13 protein-coding genes and 1 other RNA gene are annotated in these 12736 nt (G+C 41.0%); 8 read left to right on the forward strand and 6 right to left on the reverse strand.

Going from position 1 to position 12736, the window contains the following annotated elements:
* Positions 1 to 526: 526 nt before the first annotated feature.
* The 5 genes from petA to NH454_RS16920 all read left to right on the forward strand — a co-directional run bounded on the left by petA (position 527) and on the right by NH454_RS16920 (position 4262).
* The gene (gene petA, locus NH454_RS16900; RefSeq protein WP_054554178.1) at positions 527 to 1117 is read left to right on the forward strand and encodes a ubiquinol-cytochrome c reductase iron-sulfur subunit; all 591 of its coding nucleotides are present in this window, start codon (positions 527 to 529) and stop codon (positions 1115 to 1117) included.
* Positions 1117 to 2382 (forward strand): cytochrome b N-terminal domain-containing protein, encoded by a 1266-nt coding sequence (locus tag NH454_RS16905; protein WP_135923447.1) that lies wholly within the window; start codon positions 1117 to 1119, stop codon positions 2380 to 2382. The genes petA and NH454_RS16905 overlap by 1 nt, the downstream gene beginning before the upstream one ends.
* Positions 2379 to 3116, forward strand: coding sequence for a cytochrome c1 (locus NH454_RS16910; RefSeq protein ID WP_135923448.1), 738 nt, complete (start codon positions 2379 to 2381; stop codon positions 3114 to 3116). The genes NH454_RS16905 and NH454_RS16910 overlap by 4 nt, the downstream gene beginning before the upstream one ends.
* 79 nt (positions 3117 to 3195) lie before the next feature.
* Positions 3196 to 3822: a stringent starvation protein SspA gene (sspA, locus tag NH454_RS16915; protein WP_054554181.1), complete on the forward strand. Its 627-nt coding sequence runs from the start codon at positions 3196 to 3198 to the stop codon at positions 3820 to 3822.
* Positions 3822 to 4262, forward strand: a complete 441-nt coding sequence (locus NH454_RS16920; protein ID WP_135923449.1) for a ClpXP protease specificity-enhancing factor — start codon at positions 3822 to 3824, stop codon at positions 4260 to 4262. Before sspA ends, NH454_RS16920 begins: the two co-directional genes overlap by 1 nt.
* A 63-nt stretch (positions 4263 to 4325) precedes the next feature.
* Here the strand turns inward: NH454_RS16920 and dolP are convergent, their stop codons facing one another.
* From dolP to NH454_RS16940, 4 genes are read right to left on the reverse strand one after another with little or no spacing between them, the layout of a single operon-like run.
* A complete protein-coding gene (dolP, locus tag NH454_RS16925) occupies positions 4326 to 4892 on the reverse strand; it encodes a division/outer membrane stress-associated lipid-binding lipoprotein (RefSeq protein ID WP_135923450.1) in 567 nt (188 codons plus the stop codon).
* Positions 4892 to 5479, reverse strand: coding sequence for an SIS domain-containing protein (locus NH454_RS16930; protein ID WP_135923451.1), 588 nt, complete (start codon positions 5477 to 5479; stop codon positions 4892 to 4894). The genes dolP and NH454_RS16930 overlap by 1 nt, the downstream gene beginning before the upstream one ends.
* 30 nt (positions 5480 to 5509) lie before the next feature.
* Positions 5510 to 5881, reverse strand: coding sequence for a YraN family protein (locus tag NH454_RS16935; protein ID WP_135923452.1), 372 nt, complete (start codon positions 5879 to 5881; stop codon positions 5510 to 5512).
* A 26-nt stretch (positions 5882 to 5907) separates the two neighbouring features.
* The gene (locus NH454_RS16940) at positions 5908 to 7785 is read right to left on the reverse strand and encodes a penicillin-binding protein activator (protein ID WP_253039721.1); all 1878 of its coding nucleotides are present in this window, start codon (positions 7783 to 7785) and stop codon (positions 5908 to 5910) included.
* 61 nt (positions 7786 to 7846) lie between these two features.
* Here NH454_RS16940 and rsmI point away from each other — a divergent pair, with 61 nt between their 5' ends.
* Both rsmI and rnpB read left to right on the forward strand, forming a co-directional pair.
* Entirely contained in the window at positions 7847 to 8704 is an 858-nt protein-coding gene (gene rsmI, locus NH454_RS16945) for a 16S rRNA (cytidine(1402)-2'-O)-methyltransferase (protein ID WP_135923454.1), read from the forward strand.
* A 42-nt stretch (positions 8705 to 8746) separates the two neighbouring features.
* Positions 8747 to 9098: RNase P RNA component class A (gene rnpB / locus NH454_RS16950), an RNA gene on the forward strand.
* 496 nt (positions 9099 to 9594) lie between these two features.
* Here the strand turns inward: rnpB and NH454_RS16955 are convergent.
* Both NH454_RS16955 and NH454_RS16960 read right to left on the reverse strand, forming a co-directional pair.
* A complete protein-coding gene (locus tag NH454_RS16955; RefSeq protein WP_253039722.1) occupies positions 9595 to 11241 on the reverse strand; it encodes an MASE1 domain-containing protein in 1647 nt (548 codons plus the stop codon).
* Positions 11242 to 11258: 17 nt separating this feature from the next.
* Positions 11259 to 11804 (reverse strand): hypothetical protein, encoded by a 546-nt coding sequence (locus tag NH454_RS16960; protein ID WP_253039723.1) that lies wholly within the window; start codon positions 11802 to 11804, stop codon positions 11259 to 11261.
* Positions 11805 to 11949: 145 nt separating this feature from the next.
* Here NH454_RS16960 and NH454_RS16965 point away from each other — a divergent pair, with 145 nt between their 5' ends.
* On the forward strand, positions 11950 to 12588 hold the full coding sequence (locus NH454_RS16965) for a response regulator transcription factor (RefSeq protein ID WP_135923457.1): 639 nt from the start codon (positions 11950 to 11952) through the stop codon (positions 12586 to 12588).
* The last annotated feature ends 148 nt before the right edge of the window (positions 12589 to 12736 follow it).

The following is a 12736-nucleotide window of genomic DNA, read 5'->3' on the forward strand; positions in this document are numbered from 1 at the left end:
TGATAGCTGATAGCTGATAGCTGATAGCTGATAGCTGATAGCTGATAGCTGATAGCTGATAGCTGATAGCTGATAGCTGATAGTAAAAACCCTACCTTTTTTCGTTCGATATTTAACCGCTGATAGTAATTACAGCGTATTACAGTAAAAAAACTTCACGATTTAGCGAAATTAGCTTAAATCCATCAGTTAATTGATGAATTTTTTTGCTACAATTGGGGGGCAAGTAATGTGAGTGAGTTCAACAACAGCTAATACAGAATTCTGTTTCCTCTTAGTGAGGTTGATCTTGGTCAGTATATTGTTTTTTTATATGCGTTATCATAACCAGCGGCTTCATGCTCGAGCTGGCCCTAATTAATCAACTATTAAAATGGGTTTATTCGAGCATGGGACTGTGAATAACCTTGTTTTAATCAAGGCTTTTAATTATGATCGCGTCTATTTTAAAATTTCTAAAAATTAACCTGCTGTAACTGATGTTCTCAATATGGCAAGTGTTGGGAATCATAGTGGAGATAAGTGGATGAGCAATGCGCCTGTAGACAATGGCCGACGTCGCTTTTTAACCATAGCTACCTCTGTTGTTGGTGGTGTTGGTGCGGCTGGGGCTGCTGTTCCTTTTATTGCGTCTTGGAATCCAAGTGAGCGAGCTAAATCTGCGGGTGCGCCTGTAGAAGTAGATATCAGCAAGCTTGAGCCAGGACAATTAATACGTGTTGAGTGGCGAGGAAAACCTGTTTGGGTTATTAATCGTACACCAAGAATGCTTGAACAGATGAAAGAACATGAAGGTCAACTTCGTGATCCTGCATCTGAAGAGCCTCAACAACCTGAATCATCAACAAACGAATACCGTTCTCAACGTCCTGAGATCTTCGTTGCTGTTGGTATTTGTACGCACTTAGGTTGTTCTCCTAGCTTCCTACAAGGTGGCTTTGGTGAAAAAGTAGAGGGCACAGACGACGGTTTCTTCTGTCCGTGTCACGGTTCTAAATTTGATATGGCGGGTCGTGTATTCCAATCTGTACCTGCACCATTAAATCTAGAAATCCCTCCGTATACCTTCCTTGATGACACGACTATTTTAGTCGGTGAAGAAAAAGGAGTGGCGTAATGTTTGGTAAAATTATTGGTTGGATCGACGATCGTATTCCAATGACACGTGTTTGGAACATGCACATTGCACAGTATCCAGCACCAAAAAACTTTAACTTCTGGTACTTCTTTGGCTCTCTAGCCATGTTAGTACTTGTTAATCAAATCGTAACTGGTATCTGGTTAACAATGAACTTCGTACCGTCTGCTGAAGGTGCTTTCGCATCGGTAGAATACATCATGCGTGATGTTGAATACGGTTGGTTACTACGTTACCTTCACTCAACAGGTGCATCAGCGTTCTTTATCGTTGTATATCTGCACATGTTCCGTGGCATGATCTACGGTTCTTACCAAAAACCACGTGAACTTCTGTGGTTATTCGGTATGTTCATCTTCTTAGCGCTTATGGCTGAAGCTTTCATGGGTTACTTATTGCCTTGGGGACAAATGTCTTTCTGGGGTGCACAGGTAATCATTTCACTATTCGGTGCGATTCCGGTAATTGGTGATGACTTAACGCTTTGGATCCGTGGTGACTACGTAATTTCAGGTGCAACGCTTAACCGCTTCTTTGCACTACACGTAATTGCACTACCTTTAGTTATCGTTATCTTAGTATTCTTACACATTGTTGCACTACACGAAGTGGGTTCAAACAACCCAGACGGTGTTGAAATCAAACGTAAGAAAGGCACTGTAGCTGAAGAAGACAAGCCTAAATTTAAATTCCACGAGTATTACACCAACAAGAAAGACATTGTTGATGCAATCCCGTTCCACCCTTACTACACAGTGAAAGATATTGTGGGTGTGGTTGGTTTCTTAATCTTATTCTGTTGGGTTGTATTCTTTATGCCTGCGATGAATGGTTTCTTCTTAGAAGCGCCAAACTTCGAAGCAGCTAACCCTCTGAAAACACCTGAGCACATTTTCCCTGTTTGGTACTTCACGCCATTCTATGCGATTCTGCGCGCTATCCCAGATAAACTAATCGGTGTTATCGCGATGGGTGCATCTATCGTAGTGCTTGCGTTACTACCTTGGATTGACCGTGGTTCGGTTCGTTCTATTCGTTATCGTTGTGGCTTACACAAGTTAAACATTGCTCAATTCGTGGTAACGTTCGTTATCTTAGGTTGGGTTGGTGCAACTCCACAAACTGATTTCAAAACGCTGTTATCACAAATCACGACTGTGACATACTTCATGTTCTTCGTATTGTTATTTGTTTACAGTAAGAATGAGAAAACTAAGCCATTACCAACGAGGTTGACGAAATGATGAAAAAGCTAATTATCGGTTTATTCGCATTGTTGCCATCGTTGACAATGGCAGCGGGTCCTTCGGTTCCTTTAATGGATGCCAACATTGACCTTAAAGACAATGCGTCTTTACAGCGCGGTGCTAAATTGTTCATGAACTACTGTCTTGGTTGTCACCAAATGCAGTATCAACGTTATGAGCGTACGTTCCGCGACATCGGTATTCCTACTGAGATTGGTCAAGAGCAACTGATTTTTGATGGCTCAAAAGTAGGTAGCCACATCAAAAACGCGATTGATAAAGATGACGCAGCTAAATGGTTTGGCGCAGCGCCACCAGATCTTACGCTTGTAGCGCGAGTTCGTGGTACTGACTGGATCTACACTTACCTGAAGTCATTCTACAAAGATGAATCTCGTCCGTTTGGCGTAAACAACGTTGTTTTCCCATCGGTAGGTATGCCGCACGTTCTTCAAGAACTACAAGGCTTACCAACACCAATCACTGAAGAAGTGGAAGAACACGGTCACACTGTGACTAAAGTTGTTGGCACTGAAACAGATGGTTCAGGTGAAATGAGTGTTGACGAGTATGACCAAGCTGCTCGTGATTTAACTAACTTCTTAGCTTACGTTGGCGAGCCGTCACGTTTAGAGTCAGAAGCGTTAGGTCTTAAGGTAATTGGTTTCTTAGTGATTCTATTTATCTTGGCATTCATGCTGAAGAAAGAATACTGGAGAGATGTTCACTAATTCTGGACGTTTTGAAAGGTAATTTTGTGATAGGGGCTTAAGCCCCTATTGCTGTTTTTGTAATATAATGGAGGTAGGCATGGCCGTAGCTGCCAATAAGCGCCCTGTAATGACCCTGTTTTCTGGTGCTAACTGTATGTATAGCCACCAAGTACGTATTGTACTTGCTGAAAAAGGTGTAAGTGTTGACATTCACCTGGCTGAAAAGGATAACCTGCCAGAGGCACTTCATGAAATTAACCCTTACGGTACAGTACCAACACTGATCGATCGTGAGCTTGGTTTATATCAGGCAAACATCATCATGGAATACCTTGATGAACGTTTTCCTCATCCTCCACTAATGCCAGTATATCCGGTTATGCGTGGCCGTAGTCGTCTGATGATGCACCGTATTGATACGGATTGGTATAGTCTAGCGAATAAGATCACTAGCGGTAGCAGCGAAGCAGCACAAGCACGCAAAGAGCTTACTGAAGCGTTACTTGCAATCGCACCTATCTTCTCTGAAGCTCCTTACTTTATGAGCGAAGAGTTCAGCTTAGTTGATTGTTACTTAGCGCCGTTATTATGGCGTTTACCTGAGCTTGGCATTGAACTTAATGGTGCTGGTGCTAAAGAGCTTAAAGAATACATGTTGCGTTTATTTGAGCGTGAATCATTCCAAGCTTCATTAACTGAAGCAGAGCGTGAGATCCGTTTATAATGACGCCTAATCGTCCTTATTTACTACGCGCTTTCTTTGATTGGATTGTTGATAATCAATGTACACCTCACTTAGTGGTGAATGCTGATTTTCCTGCTGTACAAGTACCAACACAGTTTGTTCAAGACGGCCAGATCGTTTTAAACATCAGCCCATCAGCGGTCACGCAATTTGCTATGGATAACCAGCAACTGAGCTTTAATGCTCGGTTTGGTGGTCAACCTATGCAAGTGTATGTACCTATGGGTGCTGTGCTCGCAATTTATGCACGTGAGAATGGTGAAGGGACTGTATTTACTGCAGAAGAATTCATCGAGGACGAAGACGATTTTGCTCCGGTATTAGAAAGTGTAGACACGCCTGACGATGTAACGCCAGATGATGAACCACCAACTAAACCAGAGAAGAAAAAAGGTGCTCACTTACGAGTGATCAAATAGCCTTATTAAAATCGAAAAACCCGCTTATAAAGCGGGTTTTTTATTATCAACTTACAGTTCGTATTATAGATATTCAAACACTTTAATTACACGCTCAACACCTGATACGTTTCGTGCCACATCAACCGCCAAGTTGGCTTCTGTATCACTCACTAAGCCCATTAAGAAAACCTCTCCATTCTCTGTTATGACTTTAATGTTGTTACTGCTGATATTCTCAGTGGTGAGTAATTGGGTTTTCACTTTTGAGGTTAACCATGAATCGTGTGTTTGTGTGCTCATGCCAATATTAGAGCTGATGCGAATTTGGTTATGAATTTTACGAATACCATCAACGCCTTCAATTGCACGTTGTGCTTGCTCTTTCATTTCTTGGTTAGGCACTTGACCAATCATTAATACAATACCGTTAACGCTAATAACGTTCACGTTAGCAAATTTGTGTAAACGTTCAATTTCACTGATAGCGATTGAACTTTTAATTTCGATGTTGTTATCGTCAATTTGTGAGCCAATTGTACGACGATCATTTGCTGCTGTGACTGCGCCTGCAGTGCCTGCAACAACTGCTGCAGCACACCCTTGTAGTAATAATACGGTACTAATTACAAGTAGAGACTGTTTTAACATTAATTTTCTTCCTGTGGGAATAAGGTTAAATCAATAAGCTCACTTAAACAGTGTAAGTTCACTAAATGTGATTCAACAATACGACTAGGGCGCTTTGATGGCACGCGAATTTCAACATCATTGGGGCCCAATAATCCAACTAATTCACCGCCGTCATCACCGACTAATACTATGACTTTCATATCGCGAGTAAGTGCCGCCTCAACCGCAGAAATAATGTGTTTTTCATTGCCATTAATCGCGATAGCTAAAAGCAGGTCACCTTGCTGGGCAAACGCACGAATTTGCCTTGCAAAGGTTTCGTGCTCATCTGTTTGGTTTGTCGAGCCTAAATTAACCTGCTCTTGCGCGAGCGCAACAGCTGGTAGGCATGGACGCTCAGTTTCATAAAAGTTAATTAATAGCCCAGCCATATGTTGAGCCAGCATGTGGCAGCTTGGCGTGCCGCAACAAAGCAATTTATTACCATTAATTAGACTTTGCGCAATGGTAAATGCGGCTGATTCGAGGGCGCTTGGCAGTACTTCACCTGCGGCAATTTGAACTTGAATATTTTCGGTAAAGATCTTTTTTATTGTTTCTTGCATAACCTACCAATTAAGCTGACGCCATAAGCGTTAGTAAACATTTTTAAACCAGTTAATTGCACTGTTAGTCTCGCCGGTAATGGCCAGATAATCTAATCGCATAGCCTGGTTTGATATTTTTTTCTCTGCAAGATAATGGGCAATTGTTCGCCTTAATCGTTGCTGCTTTTGTTTGCTGAGTGCAACGTTAGCACCCCCTCGAAGGGTGTTTTTTCTAAACTTCACTTCAACAAACACTAAAGTTTGTCCATCACGCATAATGAGATCAAGCTCACCATACTTACACAGATAGTTACGCTCAATAGCAACTAATCCATGCTGTATTAAATACTGTTCGGCCTGTTTTTCATAATACAGGCCTTTTTCGCGGCTATTTTGCCACAATTGCTTAAACCACGACATAGCTTCATCCTTGAGCATGCGTTAATTTAATCAGCTGAGTTATACCTCGATACTGATTGCATAAATAAAGGAATAGGTTGTTCTGTTGGTAAATCAACAGCGATTATTTGCTTATTTTTGTATTGAGCCCAGTCTAGGCTGCGGGTTACATAGCCATTACTGGCAATGCTAAGGTCACCGCTGATTCCTGTAAAGCGTTTGCCTTGTACCATACTAAGTTGTTTTACTTCACCCAGCATACTGGTTGCATCGAACGCCATAGCAAAAAGGCGTTGGTTGATGTCAGCATGTTCAGGCCACAAGCTATCATATTGTTGGCGCAAGTTATGTTGTTGAATTTGACCTTCGAGCATCCAAGGAAGCTCAGTAAAATAAAGGCCATCTAAATCGCCTTTATCGGTTCTATCAATTTGTTTACTGTGACTTTTTGAGCTGGCGTAAAGCGGAATGCGGTCAGCAAAAGTACTTACGTTAACGTCTAAATAGGGTTTAATTAAACGTGTTTCGGTGGCATCACCTAAAATATAAATTACATCTATATCGCTACGAGAACGGGTTTCACTTTCAACTTCTTGCTTAAATAATGATTTAACAACATTAATGCGCTCTTTACTTTGGTCTACCTCAAGCAAACCGGTAATTGTTTTAGGCATATCTGCTTTATCAGAGTAAAAGCCAATTTGCGGTTTTACTTCGCTGTAACGCTGCCATTGAGTGTTAAAGTATTCAACCAAGCGCTGACCATTATTATTATTAGGTGCAAGTAACATGGGCTTTTGGTAGCCCGCAGTTAAAAAGCGTTCTAAAGCTTGTTGAACTTCATGTTCAGGGTTAAGAGCAAAGAAAAAGTGCTGCTGTGAGATCCGTTCGCCATCAAAGCTGTTTAAGTGCATCACCGGGTAATCAACCAGCGTTTGTGCCGTATTCAATTTTTCAATATTACTTTTAAGCAATGGGCCAATAACAAAGTCAGCTTTAAACTCGCTTAACTTAAGTGCTATCTCTTCTGCCGGTAATGATTCATCAATAAATAGGGTTTCTGTTATTGCTCTGTTATCAAGTGCCGCAAGCACGCCTGCTTTTAATGCGTCGCCCAAACGTTCATTGGCACCCGATTGCGGAATAAGTACCACTAAACGATTTACTTCTAATGGTTCGATTTGCACAAGCTCTGTGACCTTTTTTGGCAAAACTTCTGCCGCAGGGTGGCCAGGGTAACGGCGTAACCAGTTATTCATTGCTTGATGAAGTTCTACCGGTGCACCTAAATAAACTTGATGATAAAGCGCTAAGTTAACCCAACCTTGTTGTACAACAGAACCTCGGTTAAAGCGCTCAAGAGCATAGGATGAAAGCTGAGTAAGGCTTTGCCACAAATCTTTATTTAAATTAGCGACAGTAAAATTGTTTTCACTGCTTAATATTGATGCTGCAAAGTAAAATGGCATAGCTAGTTTAGGCATACCTTGAGAAGCATATACCCGTGCTGTTAAATATTTGTGCCATGCTTGATGCTCAGGCTGCGTTAACTGAGGCTCAAGCTGTTGTAGTTGTGCTAGCGCTAAGTCGCTCTTACCTTGTTGCTCTAGGGCAAGGGCGATATAAAGTTTGTTTTGAATTTGATCGACACTTGGCGTGCTTTCAAGTTCAAGGCAGATCTTTTCTAACAGTTCCCAGCGCTCTTCGTTAATTGCAGCATCGCGAGCAGTATAAAGAAGTTGGATTTTATCGGCACCTTGGCGGAGCAGTGCCGTTTGATACATTGATTGTGCGTCGGTTAGTTGTGATAGTCCAAGCTCAGCTTGGCCTGACTGATTTTCTGAAGTATTTAGTTGTTTTTCGGTTGTGCTACAAGCCGATAACCCCGACAATACAATTAATAGACTAACAAGTTTAAGTCGCACAATGATTTCCCAATACGTTAACGCGATTTGCTTATATTACTGACTGACGCAGGAGACCTCAATGTTAAATGAGGACAATTCAGATAAAATCGGCACTCTTTACATTGTTGCCACGCCTATTGGTAACTTTGATGACATCAGCCAGCGTGCCATCCAAACCCTATCTGAGGTTGACTTAATAGCCGCTGAAGATACTCGTCACACAGGAAAGTTGTTAAGCCACTTTAATATCAAAGCAAAAACCTTTGCTTTACATGACCACAACGAGAAACAAAAAGCGCAACAAATTGTCGACTGGCTAGAGCAAGGAATGAACATTGCGCTGGTATCTGATGCCGGCACGCCACTGATTAGCGACCCTGGTTATGCGGTGGTCAATTTATGCCGTGAACAAGGCGCGCATGTTACGCCAGTGCCGGGAGCGTGTGCTGCAATTACCGCTGTATGTTGTTCTGGTTTACCGACAGATCGTTTTCAGTTTATTGGTTTTACACCTGCAAAGAGTAAAGCAAGGCAGACCTTTTTTATCGAAGCGGTTAACTCAGGTATTACTAGCATCATGTATGAAAGTACCCACCGCATTATGGCGAGCCTTGATGATTTAGAAGCAGCGCTCGGTGCAGAGCAGCCAGTGGTATTTGCTAAAGAGCTTACCAAAACCTTCGAAACTTTTTTCAATGGCACGGTTGCCGAGTTAAAACAGTTTTTAACGGATGATCCAACTAAGCAGCGCGGTGAAATCGTATTGATGTTACCGGGTAAAGCAAAGCAAAGTGACGACATTCCAGAAGATGCACGCCGCATGCTCGGTTTACTCGAAGCCGAAATGCCACTGAAAAAAGCCTGTGGTGTTGTGGCTGAGTATTTTGGTTTGAAGAAAAACGCACTTTATAAAGCAATTATTGACGAAAAAGACTAATTCTTTACTGCATAGACGTGCGCGCTCAGGTATACTGCGCGCCGAGTCAGCCGAGATAATCGCTGCCTGCAACGAAAATGCGCAGGGGGAGGAAAGTCCGGGCTCCACAGGGCAGGGTGCCAGCTAACGGCTGGGGGGCGCGAGCCTACGACAAGTGCAGCAGAGAGGAGACCGCCAACTTCGGTTGGTAAGGGTGAAAGGGTGCGGTAAGAGCGCACCGGGCCACTGGTAACAGTTGGTTGCAAGGTAAACTCCACCCGGAGCAAGACCAAATAGGGTTCCTTATGGCGTGGCCCACGTTGGAACCGGGTAGGTTGCTTGAGCCATAGAGCGATTTATGGCCTAGACGAATGATTATCCACGACAGAACCCGGCTTATTGGCTGACTCACCAAATCATATTAAAGCCCGTAGTGAATGCTACGGGCTTTTTGCTTTTTAGGGCGGAGAAAAACCACTCCGCTCATACAAAACAGCGGCTTACTGGCTGACTCACCAAATCATATTAAAGCCCGTAGTGAATGCTACGGGCTTTTTGCTTTTTAGGCGGAGAAAATCCACTCCGCGCATATAAAACAGCGGCTTACTGGCTGACTCACCAAATTACATAAAAAGCCTCGCAGCAATGCGGGGCTTTTTGCTATCTACATGGACACAAAATTAATAAAATCCACTCCGCGCATATAAAACAGCGGCTTACTGGTTGACTCACCAAATTAAAGAAAGCCCACAGTGAAAACTGTGGGCTTTTTGTTTTCTAAAAGAAAATCCACTCCGCGCATACAAAACAGCGGCTTATTGGCTGACTCACCAAATCATATTAAAGCCCGTAGTGAATCTACGGGCTTTTTGCTTTTTAGAGCTGATTGCTATTGTGGCCTAACCATTATGCTAAATAGTGAAATTTATCATTATTGTTAAACCACCACATTCACCATTTTTAAACTGAGTTTTACCTTTGAGTACTGAGACACGCTCGACGATCCCTAATACACCAAACCCGCCTTTAGAATTTGAGTTTTTATGTTCAGGCAGGCCTATGCCGTTATCACAAATAATTATCTCAAGTTCATTTTCTTGGTAAGTAATATCGATTGAAAACTCAGTGGCTAGAGAGTGTTTAACAGCATTGGTTGATGCCTCTTGGCAAATGCGAAAGATGGCGATTTTAAAATCATCATTTAAGCTATCTATCGGTCCACTTATTTTGCATTGATAAGCTATTCCAGCTTCATTTAGGTGCTCAGAGAATAACTCGCTTTTTAATGCTGCTTCTAAACCTAATTCGTCTAATAGACGAGGTCTCAGCCAGTGCATTAACCTGTATACCGAGTCATACATATGGCTTGAAACGTTTTGGAGTCTTGTAATTGTCGATGCTAACTCGTTATGGTTGGCTGTTTTCTTTTCTAATATTGCAATATTTGTTTTTAAAGCTGTCAGGTTTTGACCTATATCATCATGTAATTCTTGTGAAAGCTGGCTTCGCTCAGATTCTTGAACATTAACAACTTTAGTTGCTAAGTTTTGAGTTAACGTACTAAGTTCAATTAATTCTTTATTTTGCTCTAATAATGCGGATTTAGACTTATTTAATTCAGTAACAAATGCACTGAGCAAAAGAGCCAGAACGCTGTAACTTATTATGTAAAGTTGCGTAGTCAGGAGTAACTCGGTTTCATTCACACCATAGACGTTAATGAGTAAGGATATAACAGTTACACTTGCATAGCTCAGAGCCCCTAAGGCCCCGTATCGATAGCTAAACCATATCAACGGAAATATAGCGAGCATTCGCAAGAGGTAGAGTGATTTAGGTTCAAACAGGTAAACCCCAATGAAAACAGTGAGGCAAAAACACAGCTGCACTAAAAGCGTACTAACCTCTTTAGTTATGAGTTTATTTAATTGCTGGTAAATTGTTTTAGCATGAAACGCGAAAAGCAACATGATAAGTGTCGTTATGATACCGCCAAGTTGATGGGCTAACATCATTTCAAAACGATCTTCATCAGCAATAAGCCGGTACTTATTTTGGCTATCACTCGGTAAGATAATGAGCATTGATCGTATAAAGCGATATGAAATTGCAATAAATAATACTGTAACAGCACTTTTAACAGTTTGAATATCTAATCGAACTTTGAAAAGCTTTGCCAGCAGAAGAGGAGTAAGAATCAAAAACTCTCGGCATGCAGAGCTAACAAGTCTATAGGGGATATCATCAAGAGGAACATCATAAAAATACCAAACATAACTGATTTGTCCTAATGTAAAACCTACAGCTAATGCAGGCCAATAACGTAAAGGAAAAAACAGATAACAAACTACTCTGAAGCCAACCGGAAAGTACCAACTAACAAAGTCCTCGTACACTACATAGTTAAAAGAAAGCAAATATAGGCTGTTTTCGATAACTGGTGCTATTAAAACTATTAAGCACGAAAACAGTACAAACTTTACTATGTCACTGCGCTGTGTGCTCTTCAAATTGAGGGCTAGCGGAACAAAGTAACTTTTGTTGAAAACTCTATCCATGAGTAAGCATAACCTTTTTATAATATGTAAACTTGCGTCGTATCAAACTGTTGTTTGGCGCTAGGGTTACACAAAGTATAACGTTGTGTAACTTGAATTTCAGCTTTATTTCCAATAAGTTGTAATAAATGCCCTTTTGCAATATCTGACATATTACGCTTATGCTTTACAATTACTTCACGACCTAAAGCTCCTTGCAAGCGTGGTTTCGGGAAAGCTGTTTTGGTTACCGGCTTGATATGCTCGCACTGAGTAAAATAATCTAAACATTGCTGTTTTGCTTTATTGATGGTCTCATCGTTGCTTTTGATTATGTCTACATTTTTAATGAAATGAACAAACGCGGCATTTCGTGAAGTAAAGTTAGCCGTAACATTAGCTAAGGCTTTTGATTCTGGCCATTTACGCATGACTACATATTTATTTTTACCTGTTTTGACTAGGTTAGTAGACCCTTTTGTCATTTTACTTGTCCACTCAATACGATAATTTGACTCACCAATGCAATGTAGTAATACGGTGATGTTGTGAAAGTGGCTTGTTTCCCCTGCGATCTTCTTCATGGCTATTTCCTTGTCATTTTGGGTAAGCTTACAAGGAGATAAACAATAAAATTATTTCCACTTTTCTTAGGCTTATAAGAATTTTTCTTACCTGAGTGCGTTTTTACCGCGTTATAATGGGGATTAATCAATACATGGAGTTGTTATGAAATTTGCACTTATTGACGATCATCAAATGGTAAGAGAGGGTTTTAGGGCTCTCATCGAAGAGGAAGATCCTGATTGGCAAGTTAGCTTTGAAGCAAGTAGCTACAATGAGTGTCTACAAAACTTAGGTGATATTGATATAGATTGCTGCGTTATTGATATTTCGCTACCAGATAGAAATGGGTTAGAAGTAGCTGAGTTAATAGGCGAGAAGCTACCAGGTGCTAGGCGTATAATTTTGAGTATGTACGAGGAAAAATCTTACATTCAAAGAGCGTTAGACATAGGTGTTGATGCTTATCTATCGAAACGAGATGCAGCTGAAGAGTTAATAACAGCAATACATTCTATCTTTAAAAACCAACTATTTTTAAGCCCTTCAATTAACACGCATTTCTTAAAACCTCAAAAAACTGACAGTGTATTAAACAAATTAACGCCAAGAGAATTAGAAGTTTTTAAGCTACTTGCACAGGGCTTTAATGCGAAACAAGTTTCACAACTGATTGATATAATGCCTAAAACGGCTCATGTTCATCGTGCAAGCATTATGAGTAAACTGAACTTAACTTCGCAAATTCAAATTACTAAACTAGCTCTTGAAAAAGGGGTAATTCTTATTGATGAAATAGGCTAGTTTTAAGACGCTATTAAATCTCAAAAAACATACTGTTTTTAACTAGTTAGTCATATATACCAGGCTTAAACTCATTCCAAAGCGATGGAGCAATGACACATTAGCCTTACAGTTGAGCTCGAAGGACTGTCATATCAGTGCTAAGAGC

The sequence above is a fragment of the Pseudoalteromonas sp. Ps84H-4 genome (assembly GCF_024124645.1).
In the GTDB taxonomy this organism is placed as follows: Bacteria; Pseudomonadota; Gammaproteobacteria; order Enterobacterales; family Alteromonadaceae; genus Pseudoalteromonas; species Pseudoalteromonas lipolytica_C.

Excerpts from the sequence above, each read along its gene's own strand:
- NH454_RS16930 (WP_135923451.1), bottom strand. The coding sequence starts at position 5,479 with ATGCAAGAAACAATAAAAAAGATCTTTACCGAAAATATTCAAGTTCAA.
- NH454_RS16905 (WP_135923447.1), top strand. The coding sequence starts at position 1,117 with ATGTTTGGTAAAATTATTGGTTGGATCGACGATCGTATTCCAATGACA.
- NH454_RS16960 (WP_253039723.1), bottom strand. The coding sequence starts at position 11,804 with ATGAAGAAGATCGCAGGGGAAACAAGCCACTTTCACAACATCACCGTA.
- petA (WP_054554178.1), top strand. The coding sequence starts at position 527 with ATGAGCAATGCGCCTGTAGACAATGGCCGACGTCGCTTTTTAACCATA.
- NH454_RS16955 (WP_253039722.1), bottom strand. The coding sequence starts at position 11,241 with ATGGATAGAGTTTTCAACAAAAGTTACTTTGTTCCGCTAGCCCTCAAT.
- rsmI (WP_135923454.1), top strand. The coding sequence starts at position 7,847 with ATGTTAAATGAGGACAATTCAGATAAAATCGGCACTCTTTACATTGTT.
- dolP (WP_135923450.1), bottom strand. The coding sequence starts at position 4,892 with ATGTTAAAACAGTCTCTACTTGTAATTAGTACCGTATTATTACTACAA.
- NH454_RS16910 (WP_135923448.1), top strand. The coding sequence starts at position 2,379 with ATGATGAAAAAGCTAATTATCGGTTTATTCGCATTGTTGCCATCGTTG.
- NH454_RS16965 (WP_135923457.1), top strand. The coding sequence starts at position 11,950 with ATGAAATTTGCACTTATTGACGATCATCAAATGGTAAGAGAGGGTTTT.
- NH454_RS16935 (WP_135923452.1), bottom strand. The coding sequence starts at position 5,881 with ATGTCGTGGTTTAAGCAATTGTGGCAAAATAGCCGCGAAAAAGGCCTG.
- sspA (WP_054554181.1), top strand. The coding sequence starts at position 3,196 with ATGGCCGTAGCTGCCAATAAGCGCCCTGTAATGACCCTGTTTTCTGGT.
- NH454_RS16920 (WP_135923449.1), top strand. The coding sequence starts at position 3,822 with ATGACGCCTAATCGTCCTTATTTACTACGCGCTTTCTTTGATTGGATT.